Below are 20075 nucleotides of genomic sequence, written 5' to 3'. Positions count from 1 at the left end.
TCATGAAAAGTGAACATATTGACCGCCCGGCGATCCTCGCCGAAGTTACCGCCGCGTTTTATCGTTACGAAGAGGCGTTGATCAGTAATGACATTGCGGTGCTTGATGAACTTTTCTGGCATGACGAACGCACAGTGCGCCTGGGTGCGGGAGAGAACTTGTACGGTATTGATGCGATTCGCGAATTTCGGGCTGCACGTCCTTCAGCCGGGTTATTCCGTCAGTTACAGAATACGGTGATCACCAGCTACGGTGATGATTTTGCGGTGTGCAGCACAGAGTTCACCCGCGAGGGCAGCGACAAAATCGGTCGTCAGCAGCAGACCTGGGTCAGGCTACCCTGCGGCTGGCGCATCGTGGCGGCACAAGTCAGTTTGATGAGCTGACAGGTACGCAGAGACCTGATGGTCTCTGCGATAATACAGGACGGGCTCAGGGCAGCGAGGCAAGCCTCGCTGTCAGCATTACGCTTTCGGTGCCGGGTGGGTTTTCACCCAATGGTCAGCGATTTGCTGGCGGGTACAGATCCACACCCCTTCATGCTGCTGGATATGGTCAAGGAAGCGCTGTAAGGCGCGGAAGCGGCCGGGGCGACCGAGCAGACGGCAGTGCATACCAATCGACAGCATTTTCGGTGCGCTGTCCCCTTCTTCGTACAACACATCAAAGCTGTCTTTCAGGTAGGTGTAAAACTGCTCCGCGGTGTTAAACCCCTGCGGCGTGGCAAAACGCATATCGTTAGTTTCAAGCGTATAAGGGATGATCAGATGCGGTTTCACCGTGCCATCCTGACAGGTGACCTGCGTCCAGAACGGCAGATCGTCGCCATAATAGTCGCTGTCATAGGTCAGGCCGCCCTGCTCCACGACCAGACGCCGGGTGTTGGGGCTGTCGCGACCGGTATACCAGCCCGTTGGCGTCTTGCCAAACAGGTCGGTCAGGGTATCCAGCGCCAGCTGCATATGCTGGCGTTCTGTTTTTGCATCCATGCCCTGATAGTGGATCCAGCGCCAGCCATGACTGACGACATCGTAATCAGCGGCTTTGATCGCCTCGACGATCTCCGGGTGCCGTGCCAGCGCCATGGCCACGCCAAAGACCGTCAGCGGCAGGCCACGTTTTTGAAATTCGTTATGGATGCGCCAGAATCCGGCGCGTGAGCCATATTCATACAGTGAGTCCATCGACATATGGCGCTCAGGATAGCTGGCCGCCCCAATGATATCGGAGAGGAACTGCTCGGAGCCTGTATCACCATGCAGAACATTATTTTCGGCGCCCTCTTCGTAGTTGAGGACAAACTGCACCGCGATCTTCGCGTTACCCGGCCAGGCCGCATGGGGCGGCTTGCCCGCATAGCCGCGCAGGTCACGGGGATAGTTTTTGTTGAAGCTGTACTCTTTTTTTTCCGGTGTGTTGCTCATCGTCTCAGTCCTTAACGTCGCAAAAAGAAATGGGACCCGACTGTTCAGTTTAGGCGCTCAAACTGGCCCGACAGGTTTTTTCGTATCGGGTAGTCAAGATCGCCGTGCTTACTGGTGTTCAGACCTAATGCTACCAGCGACTCCACCATTTTCACGGCAGCCGTCACGCCATCGATCACCGGTACGCCCAGTTCACGTGTCAGCGATTGCGCCAGATCGGCCATACCACCGCAGCCGAGCACGATGGCACCGCAGCCATCTTCGCGGATGGATTGTATACAACGCTGGCGCACTTTCTCCTGCGCCAGCCCGCTGCCATCTTCCAGTGCCAGCACCGGCAGGTCGATGGCGTGCAGGGCTGCACAGTGATGCTCAAAGCCATATTGCTGAAGCAGATGGCGGGCAATAATCAGGGTACGCGGCAGCGTGGTGACGATGGAAAATCGTGTGGCCACCAGGGTCGCCATATGCATCGCGGCTTCGGCAATCCCGACTACCGGTCCCTGCGCCATCTCGCGTGCGGCCAGTAATCCCGGGTCGCCGAAACAGGCAATCACATGGCCACAGACGCCCTGCTCACGGCCGATTTTGATCTGCTCCAGCACGCCAATGGCGGCGATGGCCTCATCAAAATGCCCTTCAATCGACGGCACGCCCTGCGTCGGGCACACCGCCAGGATCTCGGTATTCCCTGCCGCCACCGCGCGTGCCGCTGCACCGATGGTTTCCGTCATTGCCAGGCTGGTGTTGGGGTTGATCACCTGAATGACCTGTTTGCTACTCATCATCATGCTCCTTTTGACGCAAACAGCCGGGAAAAGTCCGGCAGCGTTTCGCCGCTGCGTTCAAAGCGCAGACTGCCGACGATATGATCGAAATGTTGCCGTAGTGCGTCAGTCAACTGGGTCAGTGATTTTTCCCGCAACAGCACCACCAGCCGATCGTGATCGTCACAGCGGCAGCCCTGCTGCCAGGGCGCACCATATGCCGCAACCACCAGCGAGGAGCGCTGGGTCAGCCGCGTCACGATTTCGGTCAGCACCTGGTTGCCCGAAATCGCCTGTAACTGAATATGGAATGCCGCTGAGAGGCGGATCGCCGCTGCACCATCGTGATTTTCGTGGGCCTGCTGCTCCTGGAGATTGAGTTTCTCCAGGGCAGCAAGATGAGGGGCCTGGCAGTGCATTAATACCTCTGACAGGTTCGCGCACTCAATCAGGCTGCGAGTACGGAAGATATCCTGCGCCTCCTCAACGGTTGGCGTAGCGACCTGCGCACCACGTTTGGGCGTCAGCGTGATCATTTGCACTGCGGCGAGGCGTTGTAGCACTTTTCGAATGCCGGTACGGCTGACGCCGAACACCTCGGAGAGTGCCTCCTCCGGTAATTTACTCCCCGGTGGTAACTGATGTTCCACGATTGCCGTCATCAGCGCCTGATAGATAGGCTCATCCTTGTCACTCAGGTCGGAGGCCGTTTTCAGCCCGGTTTCACTCTTCATTCCCTACTCCGGTAAACATCATTTCCGTCAAGAATCGTACACATGAAAACTGACTTTTGTATACATGAAATTACATTCTGGCCTGGATCCTGCAATGTCTCCTGTAACCCGGTTTATTGATAACTGTATTCACAGGAGCAGGTTTCATGCCAAATAATCATGGTTCTTCCCCGGCAGCGGCGTCAGACGCCACCGCCAACTACAGCCCACGGCTGTGCAATGAGGATCTGGCGCCAACGCGTGACCAGAACTGGAGTTGGTACAATATCTTTTCTTTCTGGATGTCCGATGTACACAGCATGGGTGGCTATGTGGTAGCCGCGAGCTTCTTCACGCTGGGCCTCGCCAGCTGGCAGGTGCTGCTGTGTCTGCTGGTCGGCATCTGTATTGTGCAGGTCTGTGCCAACCTGGTGGCGAAACCCAGCCAGATGGCGGGCGTACCCTATGCGGTGATCTGTCGTCAGGCATTCGGCGTATTTGGTGCCAATATCCCGGCGGTGATCCGCGGGTTAATCGCCTTTGCCTGGTACGGCATTCAGACGTACCTTGCAGCGAATGCACTGATGCTGGTCTCGCTGAAGTTCTGGCCTGCGCTGTCGTCACTGACGCACGCCTCCTGGCTGGGACTATCGCAGCTCGGCTGGATCTGCTTCGGTATTATGTGGCTGTTGCAGGCGATGGTGTTCTGGCACGGAATGAGCGCAATTAAGCGTTTCATTGATGTGGCTGGCCCGGCGGTGTACGTGGTGATGGTGGCGCTGGCAGGATGGATTGTATACAAAACCGGGTTTGACGGTATCTCCTTCACCCTGGCAAGCAAGACGCTGACGGGCGGCGAGCAGGCATGGCAGATGCTGACGGCTACCGCGCTGGTGGTGTCGTACTTCTCTGGCCCGCTGCTGAACTTCGGTGATTTCTCTCGCTACGGTAAAAGTATGGGTGAAATCCGCCGGGGTAACCGCTGGGGCCTGCCGTTTAACTTTCTGCTGTTCTCGCTGGTCACCGTGGTGATTGTTTCGGGTACGCAGTCGCTGTTTGGCCGAATGATAACCGACCCGATTGAGACAGTGAGTATGGTCGGTAACGATCTGGCTGTGGCGATTGGTCTGCTGACGATGATTACCGCCACCATCGGCATCAACATCGTGGCCAACTTTGTTTCTCCGGCTTTCGATTTCTCCAACTGTTCGCCACAGAAGATCAGCTTCCGCACCGGCGGGATGATCGCAGCGGTCGGTTCCGTGCTGCTGACGCCGTGGAATCTGTTCCAGTCACCGGAGCTGATCCACTATACGCTGGATGTGCTGGGCGCGTTTATCGGGCCACTGTTCGGCATCCTGCTGGCCGATTTCTATCTGATCAAACGCAGCCAGATCTCCGTTGATGATCTGTTTGATGCCACGCCAAAAGGTAAATACTGGTATCGCGGTGGTTTTAACCCAAAAGCGATTGTGGCGCTGCTGCCATCGGTAGCCATTGGCCTGGTGATCAGCTTTATTCCTTCGCTGCATGCGGTGGCCAACTTTAGCTGGTTTATCGGGGTGGCGCTGGGCGCTGGCAGCTATCGCTGGATCGCCCGTGGCGATGTGGAGAATGCCGCGACACAAGGCTATAACGCGAAAGTCGCGATGCAGAAAGAGTGATATGACCAGGGGCCAGAGATTTTCTGGCCCCTGTGCTTTCTTGTTGTACCGTAAGCCTGCCCGCAGTTACGGATACAGGGTATAAAGAATGCGATCACGGCTTAATGAAAAAACAGCAAGTTCAGCCTTTGTCATTTTATCAGCGTTAATAAGTTTCTCTTTCTCTGCCAAGAAACGTTGATCGTCCGCAAAATACAGCGCGGTAAGATAATCACTATCCAGGATGTTTTTCTCTTCAGCGATCGCAATGACAGACTGGTAACACCCTTTTTCTTTCTTACCCACCCTTTCTTTCAACATACATTCCGGTAGTAAGAGCACCGGGCGCGGATTTTTTTTATTCAGCATTTCATATTGTGAGATGGCACTATCATATTTTCTGTCAGAGACTAGCAGGTTGGCATACATCCGTCTTACGTTAACATTATCAGGGTGTTTGGTAGAGAGCACTTCCAGTCTGTGCAGAACCTCAGCACGCTCCGCCACCGATGACATGACATATTGCTTCATGAGATCCGATGCTTCAGCAGTAGGTTTATCGGCATAAACGGGGGCTGCTTGTAATCCGGATATCAGTGTAACGATCAGTAGTACGGTGAAGAGAAATATCGGCTTTATCATCGCTCCTCCTTGAACGGTTTAATCTTCATCTTTTTTCTTATATCAGAGGGATGGAAAGTGATACATCGACTCCCGGTCATTATCTATAGATATTTTACGATATAAGGTGATTCACCGCGCGGCAGCACGATAACGATCGAAAGGATAAGCAGACAGGATGGGTGAGATATTCAGGAAGGGCATCATCGTCGTAAAACGAAAAAGGCCGATTCTTTCGAATCGGCCTTTCTCTAAATGCTTGGCGGAACGGACGGGGCTCGAACCCGCGACCCCCTGCGTGACAGGCAGGTATTCTAACCAACTGAACTACCGCTCCACCGATGTTCCCCGTCGGGAACGAGGCGCATATTACGGGGCGGCCTGCGCTGCGTCAACGCTTTTTCTGTGGAATTATCTCAACTGCTCTCTTTTTCACCGAAAGTGCGTTTTCGCCTGCTTTTTAATCACTTATACATCACTGGCATCGATCGGGCGCCATAAACAGCTGCCGCCTTTTTTCTGCACCAGATCAAGGCGCGACTCATGTGCGATCCGCTCTTGCTCGCTGGCACGCACCACGCGCAGACCCGAGGAGGGCCGGGTAATGCGGTGAATGGTTTCGCCATCATCCTGTTCTTCACGATCCCCTTCCATTGAGAAGGTCAGCGAGGTCTGCCCGCCGGTCATGATCAGGAAGACTTCGGCCAGTATTTCGGAGTCAAGCAGTGCGCCGTGCAGCGTACGTTTGCTGTTGTCTATCTCATAGCGTGAGCACAGCGCATCAAGGCTGTTACGCTTGCCGGGGAACATCTTACGCGCCATCGCCAGGCTGTCGGTGATCTGACAGAAAGTTTCGGTTTTGGCAATGCCACGCTGCAGTTTGGCAAACTCATAGTCCATAAAGCCGATATCGAACGACGCGTTATGGATCACCAGCTCTGCGCCATCAATATACGCCAGGAAGTCATCTGCCACCTGAGCGAAGGTGGGTTTATCCAGCAGGAATTCGTCTGCAATACCGTGTACGCCAAAGGCTTCCGGGTCCACCAGCCGATCGGGCTTGAGATACACATGGAAGTTATTGCCCGTCAGACGACGGTTAATCACCTCTACGGCACCAATTTCAATAATGCGATGCCCTTCATAATGGACACCGATCATGTTCATACCGGTGGTTTCGGTATCGAGAACGATCTGACGTGTGGTATTTACTGTGCTCATAGGACCCGTTTTATGGCAGACTTGGCGTTTTTCTACAGGGAGTCTACCAGAGATGCTTAAGCAGGTAGAAATTTTCACCGACGGTTCGTGCCTTGGCAACCCTGGCCCCGGGGGATATGGCGCGATTATGCGCTATGGCAAGCATGAGAAAACGTACAGCGCAGGTTTCCACCTGACCACCAACAACCGCATGGAAATGATGGCGGCGATTGTGGCACTGGAAGCGCTGACACAGCCTTGTGCGGTGGTGCTGAGTACCGACAGTCAGTATGTTCGTCAGGGAATTACCACCTGGATACATAACTGGAAAAAACGCGGCTGGAAAACCACCGATAAAAAGCCGGTTAAGAATGTCGACCTGTGGAAGCGCCTGGATGCGGCCCTCAGCCACCATGAGATCACCTGGAAGTGGGTTAAAGGTCATGCGGGCCACGTTGAGAATGAACGTTGCGATGAGCTGGCACGCGCGGCGGCCGGGAATCCCACGTCCGACGATGTCGGCTATATTTCCGAGCTTTAAGAGAGAGGGAGGGGCTGACCTTTTTCAGCCAGTCCCTCTACCCGATAAGATAGGCCTTAGGCGTTATCGTTTATTGCCATCATCCGACCACGTTATCTCAGCGGCCGCCCGCCGCATCAATATATGTTCCGGTAATATATGACGCCTCATCACTGAGCAACCAGGCAATCGCGCGCGCGATCTCTTCCGGCTGGCCACCGCGCTGCATCGGAATGCCGGGTGCCAGCCGATCGACCCGCTGCGGTTCCCCCCCGTCCGCATGCATGTCGGTGTAAATAAAACCCGGACGCACGCCGTTCACTCTGATACCCTGCGCCGCCACTTCCAGCGATAACCCTTTAGTCAGCGTATCCATCGCCCCTTTTGATGCAGCGTAATCAACATATTCACCCGGCGCCCCCGTTCTGGCGGCCGCCGAGGAAACATTGACAATCGCCCCGCCGCTCCCGCCGTGATGGTGGCCCATACGCTTAACCGCTTCCCGACAGCAAAGAAAACTGCCCGTGACATTGGTGGCAAAGACCCGGTTAATGCGCTCTGCCGTGAGCTGTTCCAGCGTGGCCTGCTGAAACAGAATACCGGCATTATTAACCAGCGCCGTCAGTTGCCCCGGCTGGCGGTCGATGTCAGCAAACATCGCCATCACCTGCGCTTCATCAGCAATATCCGCCTGAAGGGCAAAAGCACTGCCCCCCTGCTGCTCAATCAGATCCACGACTTCAAGCGCAGCATCGGTACGCCGGGCGTAGTTGACGGCGACCCGCCAGCCCATTTGTGCCAACAGAATGGCGGTAGCCCGGCCAATGCCGCGACTGCCGCCTGTCACTAATGCGATTTTCATGCTGTTTATCCCATAAAAAAGGGTTGACCGAAACGAAGGTCAACCCTTACAGATTATCCGCCGCTGATCACGATGCGGTTATTCGTATTCGCTCATCGGTACACAGGAACAGAACAGATTACGGTCACCGTAAACATCATCCAGACGTTTCACTGTTGGCCAGTATTTATTCGCGCTCCCGGCCGGGAATACCGCCAGTTCACGCGTATAAGGATGGCCCCACTCGCCGACAATTTCCATCTGGGTATGCGGTGCATTCACCAGTGGGTTATCTTCCAGCGGCCATTCACCCTCGACGACACGGTCAATTTCACTGCGGATCGCCAGCATGGCATCGATAAAGCGGTCCAGTTCGGTTTTGCTCTCTGACTCAGTCGGTTCCACCATCAGCGTACCGGCCACCGGGAATGACATGGTCGGCGCATGGAAACCGTAGTCGATCAGGCGTTTAGCGATATCCAACTCGCTGATGCCGGTCTGCTCTTTCAGCGGGCGGATATCCAGAATACATTCATGCGCCACGCGGCCGTCACGTCCGGCGTAGAGGATCGGGTAAGCCGATTGCAGACGGTGAGCAATGTAGTTGGCATTGAGGATCGCCACGGAACTCGCCTGCTTCAGCCCTTCCGCACCCATCATGCGGATATACATCCAGCTGATAGGCAGAATGGAGGCGCTGCCAAACGGCGCAGCAGAAACCGCGCCCTGTCCGGTCAGCATGCCTTCAATCTGTACCACACTGTGGCCCGGAACAAACGGTGCCAGGTGCGCCTTGACGCCAATCGGTCCCATACCTGGCCCGCCGCCGCCGTGCGGAATGCAGAAGGTTTTGTGCAGGTTCAGATGCGACACATCTGCGCCGATATAGCCCGGCGTGGTGATCCCCACCTGGGCATTCATATTGGCACCATCGAGATAGACCTGGCCACCAAACTGATGAACGATCTGACAGACCTCACGGATCGTCTCTTCATAAACACCGTGGGTCGACGGGTAGGTCACCATAATGCAGGAGAGCGCGTCGCCCGCCTGTTCGGCTTTCAAACGCAGATCGTGGAGATCGATATTGCCCTGCTTATCACAGGCTACCACGACCACTTCCATGCCCGCCATCTGTGCAGAAGCTGGGTTGGTACCGTGTGCTGAGCTTGGGATCAGACAGATATGACGCCCCGCTTCGTTGCGGCTTTCGTGGTAACGGCGGATCGCAAGCAGACCGGCGTACTCCCCCTGCGCCCCCGAATTCGGCTGCATACAGAGTGCATCGTAACCCGTCAGCTGAACCAGCCAGCGGGAAAGCTGACCGATCATTTGCAGGTAGCCGCCTGCCTGTTCGGCCGGGCAGAACGGGTGCAGTTCGGCAAATTCGGGCCAGGTGATGGGGATCATCTCCGCCGCCGCGTTCAACTTCATGGTGCAGGAGCCGAGCGGGATCATTGCCTGGTTCAGAGCCAGATCTTTACGCTCCAGGCTATGCATGTAACGCATCATCTCGGTTTCACTGTGATGACGGTTAAATACCGGATGGGTCAGGATCGCTTCCTGACGGATCATCGCCGCCGGGATCGCCTGAGCGTCGGTATCCAGTGCATCGATATCCAGCCCATGTTCATTACCCAGCAGCACAGAGAACAGTGAGGCCACATCTTCACGGGTGGTGGTTTCATCCAGCGTGATGCCCACGGCATTCAGAATGTCGCTGCGCAGGTTCATGCCAAAGCTCAGCGCCCGATCCAGCACCGCCGCTTTATCGCTGACTTCGACCGTCAGGGTATCGAACCAGGTTGCATGGCGCAGTTTCAGACCGCGCTGCTGCAAGCCCTGCGCGAGGATATCGGTCAGGCGGTGGATGCGACTGGCAATCCGCTTCAGGCCAACGGGACCGTGGAAAACCGCATACAGGCTGGCAATATTGGCCAGCAGTACCTGAGAGGTACAGATGTTGGAGTTGGCTTTCTCGCGGCGGATATGCTGTTCGCGGGTCTGCATCGCCATACGCAGTGCGGTATTACCGGCGGCATCACGGGATACGCCGATAATGCGTCCTGGCATCGAGCGTTTATGCTCGTCACGCGCAGCAAAGAAGGCAGCATGTGGGCCGCCGTAACCCATTGGCACGCCAAAACGCTGGGCAGAACCGAAGACAATATCTGCGCCCTGTTTACCCGGTGCCTGTAACAGCACCAGCGTCATCATGTCGGCCGCCACGCTCACGACCACTTTGCGGCTTTTCAGCTCGGTAATCAGGTCAGCATAATCATGCACTTCCCCGCCAGTCCCCACCTGCTGCAGCAGCACACCAAAGACATCGTCCAGCTCCAGCACTTTTTCCGCTTTGTCCACCAGCACGTCAAACCCGAAGGTTTCCGCACGGGTACGCACCACATCCAGCGTCTGAGGATGAATATCGTCCGCGACAAAGAAACGGTTGGCATGTTTCAGTTTGCTGACGCGCTTCGCCATCGCCATCGCTTCAGCTGCGGCGGTGGCTTCGTCAAGCAGGGAGGCGGAAGCAATATCCAGCCCGGTGAGATCCAGCGTCAGTTGCTGGAAGTTCAGCAGCGCTTCCAGTCGCCCCTGCGACACTTCCGGTTGATAAGGGGTGTAAGCGGTGTACCAGCCCGGATTTTCCAGCATATTGCGCAGGATCACCGGTGGCGTTAGCACGGGGCTATAACCCATGCCGATATAAGATTTATAGCGTTGGTTCTGCGCTGCAATCGCTTTCAACTCGGCCAGCGCCAGATGCTCCGTCAGCGCATCACCCACCGCGGGCGGGCTGGGAAGCTGGATGTCGGCGGGCACAATCGAGGTTATCAGATCGGTCAGTGAGGCCGCGCCAATAGCATGAAGCATGGCGTCCTGCTGTTCCTGCGAAGGTCCAATATGGCGCTCGATAAATGCACCGTGATGTTCAAGCTGGCTGAGTTTCTGGGTCATGATCGGTCAATCCTGCATCGGGCATAAAGAGACGGGACGGGCAACGGCCCAATCCCGAAATGACAAGTAAGATAGCGATGGGATCGCTTATTCAATCAGTCCCTGATAGGCGGCAGCATCTAACAACGTCTCAAACTCGGTATCATCAACCGCTTTGATGCGGAACAACCAGCCATCGGTGTAAGGGGAGCTGTTGACCAGTTCCGGCTCTGAATCCAGACCGCTGTTCACTTCCACGATTTCACCACTTAACGGTGCATAAATATCTGAGGCTGCCTTGACTGACTCTGCCACCGCACAGTCTTCGCCCTGGCTGTAGGTGTTGCCCACATCCGGCAGGTCAACAAACACCATGTCACCTAACAGTTCTTGCGCGTGTTCGGTAATCCCAACGGTATAAGTGCCATCGGCCTCTTTACGCACCCATTCATGGCTGTCACGGTATTTCAGTTCTGCTGGTACATTGCTCATCAACATGCTCTCCAAAAATCGTCTTATCTTTATACGCCGCAGAAGTTCTGCGGCGTGGAATCACTATTTTGTCACCGGTTTACCGGCACGAACAAAAACAGGTTTAGTGACGCGCACCGGCATTTCGCGGTTGCGGATTTGCACCACGGCATGTTCACCAATGCCCGCAGGAACACGCGCCAGGGCGATGCTGCAACCCAGCGTTGGGGAAAATGAGCCGCTGGTGATAGTCCCTTCACGCAGGTTGCCATCGGCATCGGTAAAATGCACTGGCAATGCGTTACGCAGCACACCTTTCTCCGTCATGATCAGACCCACCAACTGTTCCGTTCCCTTCTCGCGCTGAAGTTCCAGCGCTTCGCGGCCAATAAACTGGCGGTCGGTGGGTTCCCAGCTAATGGTCCAGCCCATATTGGCGGCCAGCGGAGAAACCCCTTCGTCCATTTCCTGGCCGTAGAGATTCATTCCGGCTTCAAGACGCAGGGTATCGCGCGCGCCCAGCCCAGCAGGTTTCACCCCCGCAGCCAGCAGTTGTTGCCAGAAACCGACCGCCTGCTCATTGGGCAGGGCAATTTCATAGCCAGACTCCCCGGTGTATCCGGTCGTGGCAATAAACAGTTAGCCGGACTGAACGCCGAAGAACGGCTTCATGGCGCTGACTGCCGCACGCTGTTCTTCATTGAATAAGGTTTGTGCTTTTTGCTGAGCATGAGGCCCCTGCACGGCAATCAGCGAGAGGTCATCACGCTCTGTCAGCAGGACACCGAAGGCCGCTGCATGCTCGCCGATCCACGCCAGATCTTTTTCACGTGTGGCGGAGTTAACCACCAGTCGGAAAAAGTCTTCGCTCATAAAGTAAACAATCAGATCGTCTATTACGCCAGCGGATGCATTGAGCATGGCGGTGTAGAGGGCTTTGCCGGGCTGAGTCAGCCGGGCGACATCGTTGGCCAGCAGATAGCGTAGAAACTCGCGGGTGCGCGCACCGCGCAGATCGACGATGGTCATATGGGAAACGTCAAACATCCCGGCATCAGTACGTACCGCGTGATGTTCATCCATCTGAGAGCCATAGTGGAGCGGCATCATCCAGCCATGAAAATCGACCATGCGGGCACCACTTGCATGGTGTTGTTCGAATAACGGGGTCTGCTGAGTCGGGGTTTGCTGAGTCATAGTTTTCCTGTGCCATCCGGTTGCTGACGAGTGTTTTTTACCGCCTGCTGCGGCCAACGCAATCGTTACCTTCGCTACGAACTTACCACTGAAGTTGTCAATTAACCATAAGATAAACGAGGTCGAATTCGCTCTGAGCCAAAAAGGAGCAGAACCCATTTTCTGGTTTTTTTCGCTGGAAAAATGCGTTATCACACACAAAGATGGCAATTAACGGGCAATAAGACAGTTCAAAGACATAGTGATGGCATTCTTAGCCTAAAAAAAGACTTCCGAATAATAGCGATGACATTAGTAAAAGTAATGCGAAGAGACAGGTGAAATTAGAATTTTTCAAACGATGTGCAAAAAAGGGGCAACCGCTGCACTCTGATTGCACAGCAGAAGAAATATAGAACGGCAGGCATAAAAAAAGGGGAGCCTCAGCTCCCCTGCTCTTTCATTCAGCTCAACGCAGCCACTCAGGGAGGTCGTGCAGGCCCATCGCCTGTTTCAACAGACGCGGCTTCACGCCGGGCAGGTTGTCTGCCAGCGCCAGACCCACATCACGCAGCAGTTTTTTCGCCGGGTTGTTGCCGTCAAACAACTCGCGGAAGCCCTGCATACTGGCCAGCATCACGGCGGCACTGTGCTTGCGAGTGCGCTCATAGCGACGCAGATAAAGGTGCTGTCCAATGTCTTTGCCCTGCTGTTGCAGGCGCTTAACCTCACCGATTAGCGCGGCGGCATCCATAAAGCCGAGGTTAACGCCCTGCCCGGCCAGCGGATGAATGGTATGTGCCGCATCGCCTACCAGTGCCAGACGATGTGCCGCAAAGTTACGCGCATAGCGCCCCATCAGCGGGAAGGTTTGACGTTCACTTGAAAGCGTACACAAGCCAAGCTTCATATCGAACGCCACCGATAGCTGCTGATTGAACACCGCTTCCGGCATCGCCTGTAAGCGCGAAGCCTCCTGCGGTGACAGCGACCAGACAATCGAACAGAGGTGCGGATCGCTCAGTGGTAAGAAGGCCAGAATACCGTCACCGTGAAACACCTGACGGGCTACCGACTCATGGGGCTGCGCCGTGCGGATATTGGCGACCAGCGCATGGTGCTGATAATCCCAGAAGGTCAGCGGAATATCGGCTTTGTTACGCAGCCAGGAGTTGGCACCGTCTGCGGCCACCAGCAGCCGGGCGGTCATCATGCTGCCATCCTGCAACGTGACAAAGGCTTCATTATCACCAAATGCTACCTGCTGAAGCTGCGCTGGGGCCACCAGCGTGATATCGCTGAGGCTTTCTGCCCGTTGCCACAGCGTCTGGTGAATGACCCGGTTTTCAATAATATGCCCGAGGTGCGCTAATCCCTGCTGCTCATCATCAAAAGCAATATGACCAAAACTGTCACGGTCCCACACTTCCATGCCGTGATAGGCACTGGCACCGGAACTGAGGATCGCATCCCAGACGCCAAGATGCTGCAACAGGCGTTCGCTGGCCGCATTAATCGCAGAAACGCGTAATGCAGGAGGGGCGGCATTGTCCAGCGCCTGCGGTATTTCACGCTCCAGTACCGCAACGCGCAATCCGCTGCCCTGTAGGCCACAGGCCACGGACAGCCCGACCATTCCGCCACCGGCGATGATCACATCATAGGTTTGCATGACTGCTTTCTCCTCAACGCTTAACCCAGCCCAACGTGCGCTCGGCCAGCAAATTACGTAATGGCGGCAGATGATCCATCGCCATCAGCCCCAGGTTGCGCCCTGCAACCAGCGGCGTATATCGGTTTGCAAACAGTCGGACCAGCCCGTCGGTGATGCCGATCGTGGCCTGCGCGTCCGGCTGGCGTCGTTGCTGATAGTGGTTCAGCGTGGCATACGCCCCGACCCCTTGCCCGGCACGCCATGCGGCCGCCAGCGTTTCCGCCAGCGACATGACATCACGGATACCGAGGTTAAACCCCTGACCGGCAATCGGATGCAGCGTTTGTGCCGCATTGCCGACCAGCGCCAGTCGATGGGAAATATGCTGAGCAGCGGTTTGCAGTTGCAGCGGATAACTGTCGCGCTGCCCCACCTGGGTGATGCGCCCCAGCCGCCAGCCAAAGGCTTTCTGTAATTCAGCGAGGAAGCGCGCATCGCTCCAGCTATCGACCGCCGCTTTCTGCGCCAGCGGATGGCACCAGACCAGTGAGCTGCGCCCCCCGGACATGGGCAGCAGTGCCAGCGGCCCATGTTCGGTAAAGCGCTCAAACGCCTGCCCCTGATGCGGTAATTGGGTCGAGACGTTAGCGATGACGGCCACCTGCTGGTAATCCGCACTTTGCCACTGTATACCACAGGCAGCAGCGACACGTGAGCGCGAACCATCGGCCGCCACCAGCAGATCGCCCGTCAACCGCTCACCGCTCTCCAGTAATACGCTGACGCTCTCCTGAGTGCGTTCCACCCCGGCGACTTTGTCCGGGCAGCGCAGGGTGATGCCGGATGCTTTTTTCAGGCGGGCGAACAGCCGCTGCCCAACTTCATGCAGCTCAACCACCTGCCCCAGCGCCGACACATCGTAATCAGCCGCCGCCAGCGAGACAAAACTGGCATGCCCGCGATCGCTGACATGCACATCGGTGATCGCGGTCGCAGCCGATGCCAGCACCGGCCAGAGGCCGATAGCGGCCAGTTGCTGACAGGTGCCTTCGGCCAGAGCAATCGCCCGTCCGTCAAAACCGGGATGGGCCCGGCTGGCAGGCTCCGTCCCCTCGACCAGCGTTACCGCCAGTTTTCCTTGCGTCAGGTGTGAGATCGCCAGTGCCAGCGTAGCGCCAGCCATCCCTCCCCCTGCGATAATTATGCTCATGAACGCTTCGCTGCCGCCATCAGTGCTTCAATCTCATCGGCATCTTTGACCACCGTGTCCGTCAGGTTTTCGTTACCTTCGGCGGTGATAATGATGTCATCTTCAATGCGAATACCAATACCACGGTACTCGGCGGGTACATCGGCATCTGGCGCAATGTATAAACCCGGTTCGATAGTCAGCACCATGCCCACTTCCAGAATACGGTCCCGGTCCACACCGTAGTCACCCACATCATGCACGTCCAGCCCCAGCCAGTGGCTCAGGCCGTGCATAAAGAACTGACGGTGGGCATTTTCAGCAATCAGCGTGTCGACATCGCCATGCAAAATGCCCAGTTTCACCAGGCCGCTGACCATGACGTTAACCGCCGCCGCCGTGACATCACGAATGCTGGTGCCGGGACGATACAGCTCCAGTGAGCGGTAAAGCGCCGCCAGTACAATGTCGTAGATGGCGCGCTGCGGTGCGGTAAATTTGCCCCCCACCGGGAAGGTTCGGGTGATATCGCCCGCATACCCCTGGAGTTCGCACCCGGCGTCGATCAGCACCAGCTGCCCGTCGCGCATCTGACTTTCGTTTTCTGTGTAGTGCAGAATACAGCCGTTATCGCCCGCGCCAACGATGGTGTTGTAAGACGGGAAGCGGGCACCGTGGCGGTTAAATTCGTGATGAATTTCCCCTTCCAGCTGGTATTCATACATCCCGGGGCGCGACGTTTGCATTGCACGCGTGTGGGCCAGTGCACTGATGCGCCCGGCTTCACGCAGCACCGCCTGCTCTTCAGGTGATTTAATCAGACGCAGCTCATGCACCCATGGGCGCCAGTCTGTCAGCGTCGCGGGCGCAGAGAGGTTCTGTCGTGAGCCACGGCGCAGTGTCTCCAGTGCTTTGAAAACAATGGTGTCAGCAAAGTCATACTGACCCTGAGCATGGTAAACCACATCCAGGCCGTTCAGCAGCAGATGCAGCTGATCGCCAATGTCATCCCACGGCAGAGCACGGTCAACCGCCAGGGTCGCAGGTGCAGCATCCTGACCCAGACGACGACCAAACCAGATTTCTGCCGTCAGATCCCGTACACGGTTGAACAGGACGCTGTGATTATGATTATCAGCGCTTTTAATCAGCAGCAGCGCGGCTTCCGGCTCGTTAAATCCGGTGAAGTACCAAAAATCACTGTTCTGTCGGTAGGGATACTCGCTGTCATTACTGCGCGTTGCTTCCGGTGCGGCAAAAATCACCGCTGCGCTGGCCGGAGCCATCTTCGCTAACAGCGCCTGACGGCGGCGCAAAAACTCTTGCTGGGTCATTTGACCTCCTGAATGCTGTTCCGTTACATCACCACTGGCGGCCGGGATGGCACAGCCCTAGTGCAGCGTTGGCTTTTTCATCACGACATTGGTCGGTATCGCGCGGGTAAAGGTATCGTGACACAGCAGTGCGGCGACGCGCACATACTCGATCACCTCTTCCAGCGACTGTTCAAGCTCTTCCTGATCTTCATCTTCATCATAACCGAGCTGCGCGATGGTACGCAGATCGTCGATGGCTTCACCGGTTTCCCCTTTGACCTGACCAATTTTTGGCTGTGCCACTCCCAGACCCAGCAGGAAATGGTTCACCCAGCCGGCCAGCGCATCAGCGCGGTCGAATACGGTGATGTCGTCATCTTCAGGCAGGTAAAGCTGGAACAGGAAGCCTTCATCTTCCAGTGAGTTGCCGATCGCTTCGTGCATCTCCTGCAAAGGCTGCGCCAGGGTTTGTGAGAACGCCATGCCTTCGTTTGTCAGGTCGTGCACCAGCGTTTGCCAGTTGCTGTCATGGCTGCCGCCACAGATCAATCCACTGATCAGGCCATGCATTTCTGCAGGGGTCATTCCTACACCCTGCTGCGTCAGTACTGAGGCCAGCGTGTTGTAGCCCGGCATTATGTTGGTTAGTGACATGAGTTTTGATCGTCGTTGGCTGGATAAGTTCGTGATATGCTACCACCAGGTGCCTCAACGATTCCAGAAAGGGGTTGTTTCTTATATTAGGGGTAGTTATAGTGGCGCCCCTCCCAAGCCCTTGAGCGGTAAGGGTGATTGCGGGCGCAGTAATCAGTCAGGATGGTGGCATGTCTGCACAACCGGTAGATATTCAAATTTTTGGCCGTTCATTAAGAGTAAATTGTCCGCCCGAACAGCAAGATGCGCTGAATCTGGCTGCCGAAGACCTCAATCAACGGTTGCAAGACTTAAAAGTTCGCACTAGAGTCACAAATACAGAGCAACTGGTATTCATTGCAGCACTGAACATTTGCCATGAACTCGCGCAGGAAAAAGTCAAAACCCGTGACTATGCGTCGAACATGGAACAACGAATTCGGATGCTACAACAGACCATTGAACAAGCATTGCTTGAGCAAGGTCGCATAACTGAACGTACCGGTGCGAAGTTCGAATAACACTTTAGCGTTACCTGTGATAGAGTGACGGTGAAGTAAAAAATTCTCTGAGATGTTTGCAAGCGGGCCCGTCCCCTGAGCCGATAATTAATACCAAACAGAGTGTGACGCTCTGTAACCTGTGCGCAAGCTCGGTCCGTCCGAGAAGCCTGATGGTTACGACGGCATACTCACCTTGAACCATGGGTTCAAGGGTTACAGCCTGCGGCGGCATCTCGGAGAACCTCCCTTTTTTTGTTCTCCCCCTCCCGATCGATTTCATTTTTCTCTAAGCTATCCGGCACGCTTCTGTACGATTTCATGGAGTCAGCCACGTGATGAACCCCACATTGATGCTTCGTCAGGATATCCGTAAGCACGTACGCAATTTGCGTCGTGAAATCAGCGGTGAACAGCAGCAACTTGCCGCTGTGCAGGCGGCAGACCATGCCCTGAATTTTGCCCCGATACAGCAGGCGAAGCATATCGCGCTGTTTCTTTCCGTCGATGGCGAGATCAATACCCGACCGTTAATCGCCAAACTGTGGCAGCGAAAGCAGCAGGTTTACCTGCCCGTGCTTCATCCTTTCTCGGCGGGTCAGTTACTGTTTCTGCGTTACGACGAGAATACCGAACTGAAAATAAACCGCCTGCGTATTCCTGAACCGTCGCTGGATATCCGCAATCTGCTGCCGTTAAGCGAGCTGGATGTGCTGCTCGTGCCACTGGTGGCGTTTGATGCCGGAGGACAACGTCTGGGGATGGGGGGCGGATTTTATGACAGGACGCTACAGAACTGGCAGCAGCACGGCTTTATGCCGATAGGGCTGGCGCATGATTGTCAGCAGGTAGATACCTTGCCGGTAGAGCAATGGGATATCCCCTTGCCTGCGTTGATAACCCCTTCAAAGATCTGGCAGTGGTGAGGGGGGATCGCCGTAGGGGCGAGGCATGCCTCGCCCTGGGTCAGGCATGCCTGACCCCTACGCGGATAATTAATAAAGCAGACGTGCGCGAACGGTACCAGGAATTGCCTTCATCAGCTGCAGTGCTCTGTCAGCCACATCTTGCGGTGCATCAACGTCGATGACCACGTAACCCATCTGCGGTGTCGTTTGCAGATACTGAGCGGAGATGTTGATGCCCTGGTCAGCAAAGATCAGGTTGATCGCCGTCAGTACACCCGGACGGTTCTCATGGATGTGCATCAGACGGCTGGCATTTGCACCGTGCATTGGCAGTGAGGCTTCCGGGAAGTTAACCGCTGACAGCGTAGAGCCATTGTCAGAGTACTTGGCCAGTTTACCCGCGACTTCAATACCGATGTTCTCCTGAGCTTCCTGGGTCGAGCCACCGATATGAGGTGTCAGGATCACGTTGTCGAACTCACACAACGGTGAATTGAACGGGTCGCTGTTAGTCGCAGGTTCTTCCGGGAAGACGTCAATCGCCGCGCCCGCCAGGTGCTTCGTGGCCAGCACGTGGCACAACGCAGGAATATCCACCACGGTTCCGCGCGAGGCGTTGATCAGCAGCGCACCGGGCTTCATCAGCGCCAACTCTTCCGGGCCCATCATATTCTGGGTGGACTGCGTTTCAGGCACGTGCAGGCTCACAACATCGCTCATATTCAGCAGGTCAGAGAGATGCTGTACCTGCGTGGCATTACCCAGCGGCAGTTTGCTCTCAATATCGTAGAAGAACACGTGCATACCCAGGCTCTCGGCGAGCACACCCAGCTGCATACCGATATGACCGTAACCAATGATGCCCAGCTTTTTGCCGCGTGCTTCATAGGAACCCACAGCCAGTTTATGCCACTCGCCACGGTGTGCTTTCGCATTGGCCGCCGGAACACCGCGCAGCATCAGCAACAGCTCACCGATCACCAGTTCAGCTACGGATCGGGTATTGGAGAAAGGTGCGTTAAACACCGGAATACCACGCTTCGCTGCCGCATTCAGATCAACCTGGTTTGTCCCGATGCAGAAACAGCCAACGGCAACCAGTTTTTCTGCCGCAGCAAAGATCTCTTCGGTGAGGTTGGTGCGCGAACGCAGCCCGATGAAGTGCGCATCACGGATGGATTCCTTCAGTGTTTCGCTATCCAATGCGCCCTTGTGAAATTCAATGTTGGTGTAGCCCGCAGAGCGCAGATTATCAACTGCACTCTGATGAACGCCTTCCACCAGCAGGAATTTAATCTTGTCTTTCTCCAGTGATACTTTTGCCATTTCCCGACCCTATTTAGCAGACTTCAGATGTGGCTTAATCCCCATCATTGCTCCCGTTGACCAACGTAATCGCTGTCAGCTGCAATGGGAAAACCGTGGGGATATAAGATAGCCTTCTGTCAAAATAACAAAATCTACGCTGGCGGCAATACAAACGATTGCCTGGCCTCCAGCATGGCGCCCCCGACTCACAGAACATTGCGGCAGAAAATCATGGTGCAACGTGAACCTTC

18 protein-coding genes, 1 tRNA gene, 1 other RNA gene and 1 pseudogene are annotated in these 20075 nt (G+C 55.7%); 6 read left to right on the top strand and 15 right to left on the bottom strand.

Translation table 11 applies throughout. The features are described from left to right. Positions 1-2: 2 nt before the first annotated feature. Positions 3-386, top strand: a complete 384-nt coding sequence (hpxZ, locus tag WH279_RS08645) for an oxalurate catabolism protein HpxZ (RefSeq protein ID WP_133846200.1) — start codon at positions 3-5, stop codon at positions 384-386. A gap of 78 nt (positions 387-464) precedes the next feature. Here the strand turns inward: hpxZ and puuE are convergent, their stop codons facing one another. Genes puuE through WH279_RS08630 form a run of 3 tightly spaced genes read right to left on the bottom strand, consistent with a single transcriptional unit; the run spans position 465 to position 2925 of the window. Beyond that, positions 465-1424 (bottom strand): allantoinase PuuE, encoded by a 960-nt coding sequence (gene puuE / locus WH279_RS08640; protein ID WP_339455848.1) that lies wholly within the window; start codon positions 1422-1424, stop codon positions 465-467. Positions 1425-1468: 44 nt separating this feature from the next. After that, positions 1469-2209 carry an allantoin racemase gene (hpxA, locus tag WH279_RS08635; protein WP_133846198.1) on the bottom strand — a complete coding sequence of 247 codons (741 nt, stop codon included), beginning with the start codon at positions 2207-2209 and terminating at the stop codon, positions 1469-1471. Positions 2210-2211: 2 nt separating this feature from the next. Continuing rightward, positions 2212-2925, bottom strand: coding sequence for a GntR family transcriptional regulator (locus tag WH279_RS08630; protein ID WP_339455846.1), 714 nt, complete (start codon positions 2923-2925; stop codon positions 2212-2214). 146 nt (positions 2926-3071) lie between these two features. Here WH279_RS08630 and WH279_RS08625 point away from each other — a divergent pair, with 146 nt between their 5' ends. Continuing rightward, positions 3072-4568, top strand: coding sequence for an NCS1 family nucleobase:cation symporter-1 (locus WH279_RS08625; RefSeq protein ID WP_200641279.1), 1497 nt, complete (start codon positions 3072-3074; stop codon positions 4566-4568). 66 nt (positions 4569-4634) lie between these two features. On the opposite strand, the gene WH279_RS08620 is transcribed toward WH279_RS08625, so the two are convergent. The 3 genes from WH279_RS08620 to dnaQ all read right to left on the bottom strand — a co-directional run bounded on the left by WH279_RS08620 (position 4635) and on the right by dnaQ (position 6389). Continuing rightward, positions 4635-5189, bottom strand: a complete 555-nt coding sequence (locus WH279_RS08620) for a hypothetical protein (protein WP_339455844.1) — start codon at positions 5187-5189, stop codon at positions 4635-4637. Positions 5190-5428: 239 nt separating this feature from the next. Continuing rightward, positions 5429-5505, bottom strand: a tRNA-Asp gene (locus WH279_RS08615). 131 nt (positions 5506-5636) lie between these two features. After that, positions 5637-6389, bottom strand: a complete 753-nt coding sequence (gene dnaQ, locus WH279_RS08610; RefSeq protein ID WP_339455842.1) for a DNA polymerase III subunit epsilon — start codon at positions 6387-6389, stop codon at positions 5637-5639. Between the two features lie 52 nt (positions 6390-6441). Here dnaQ and rnhA point away from each other — a divergent pair, with 52 nt between their 5' ends. Then, positions 6442-6909: a ribonuclease HI gene (rnhA, locus tag WH279_RS08605; RefSeq protein ID WP_133846189.1), complete on the top strand. Its 468-nt coding sequence runs from the start codon at positions 6442-6444 to the stop codon at positions 6907-6909. A gap of 97 nt (positions 6910-7006) precedes the next feature. On the opposite strand, the gene WH279_RS08600 is transcribed toward rnhA, so the two are convergent. The 8 genes and pseudogenes from WH279_RS08600 to WH279_RS08565 all read right to left on the bottom strand — a co-directional run bounded on the left by WH279_RS08600 (position 7007) and on the right by WH279_RS08565 (position 17129). Next, positions 7007-7750, bottom strand: coding sequence for an SDR family oxidoreductase (locus WH279_RS08600; protein WP_339455840.1), 744 nt, complete (start codon positions 7748-7750; stop codon positions 7007-7009). A 78-nt stretch (positions 7751-7828) separates the two neighbouring features. Continuing rightward, positions 7829-10690 (bottom strand): aminomethyl-transferring glycine dehydrogenase, encoded by a 2862-nt coding sequence (gene gcvP, locus WH279_RS08595; RefSeq protein WP_339455839.1) that lies wholly within the window; start codon positions 10688-10690, stop codon positions 7829-7831. Positions 10691-10777: 87 nt separating this feature from the next. Then, on the bottom strand, positions 10778-11161 hold the full coding sequence (gcvH, locus tag WH279_RS08590) for a glycine cleavage system protein GcvH (protein ID WP_133846186.1): 384 nt from the start codon (positions 11159-11161) through the stop codon (positions 10778-10780). Between the two features lie 63 nt (positions 11162-11224). Beyond that, a pseudogene (gene gcvT / locus WH279_RS08585) lies at positions 11225-12337 on the bottom strand (glycine cleavage system aminomethyltransferase GcvT). A gap of 448 nt (positions 12338-12785) precedes the next feature. Continuing rightward, a complete protein-coding gene (ubiI, locus tag WH279_RS08580; protein ID WP_339455838.1) occupies positions 12786-13988 on the bottom strand; it encodes an FAD-dependent 2-octaprenylphenol hydroxylase in 1203 nt (400 codons plus the stop codon). 13 nt (positions 13989-14001) lie between these two features. Further along, the gene (ubiH, locus tag WH279_RS08575; RefSeq protein ID WP_339455837.1) at positions 14002-15180 is read right to left on the bottom strand and encodes a 2-octaprenyl-6-methoxyphenyl hydroxylase; all 1179 of its coding nucleotides are present in this window, start codon (positions 15178-15180) and stop codon (positions 14002-14004) included. After that, a complete protein-coding gene (gene pepP, locus WH279_RS08570) occupies positions 15177-16493 on the bottom strand; it encodes a Xaa-Pro aminopeptidase (protein ID WP_200641271.1) in 1317 nt (438 codons plus the stop codon). Before pepP ends, ubiH begins: the two co-directional genes overlap by 4 nt. A 57-nt stretch (positions 16494-16550) precedes the next feature. After that, positions 16551-17129: a YecA/YgfB family protein gene (locus tag WH279_RS08565; protein WP_133846181.1), complete on the bottom strand. Its 579-nt coding sequence runs from the start codon at positions 17127-17129 to the stop codon at positions 16551-16553. A 170-nt stretch (positions 17130-17299) separates the two neighbouring features. Here WH279_RS08565 and zapA point away from each other — a divergent pair, with 170 nt between their 5' ends. From zapA to WH279_RS08550, 3 genes are all read left to right on the top strand, one after another. Further along, positions 17300-17629, top strand: a complete 330-nt coding sequence (gene zapA / locus WH279_RS08560; RefSeq protein WP_062744299.1) for a cell division protein ZapA — start codon at positions 17300-17302, stop codon at positions 17627-17629. Positions 17630-17670: 41 nt separating this feature from the next. After that, positions 17671-17855, top strand: a non-coding RNA gene (ssrS, locus tag WH279_RS08555) — 6S RNA. Between the two features lie 91 nt (positions 17856-17946). Further along, the gene (locus WH279_RS08550) at positions 17947-18534 is read left to right on the top strand and encodes a 5-formyltetrahydrofolate cyclo-ligase (protein WP_339456258.1); all 588 of its coding nucleotides are present in this window, start codon (positions 17947-17949) and stop codon (positions 18532-18534) included. Positions 18535-18603: 69 nt separating this feature from the next. On the opposite strand, the gene serA is transcribed toward WH279_RS08550, so the two are convergent. After that, positions 18604-19842, bottom strand: coding sequence for a phosphoglycerate dehydrogenase (gene serA, locus WH279_RS08545; RefSeq protein ID WP_133846180.1), 1239 nt, complete (start codon positions 19840-19842; stop codon positions 18604-18606). Positions 19843-20075: the final 233 nt, after the last annotated feature.

This window comes from Erwinia sp. MYb375, from assembly GCF_037479175.1.
Taxonomy (GTDB): Bacteria; Pseudomonadota; Gammaproteobacteria; order Enterobacterales; family Enterobacteriaceae; genus Erwinia; species Erwinia rhapontici.
This window is presented reverse-complemented; position numbering and strand designations above follow the sequence as displayed.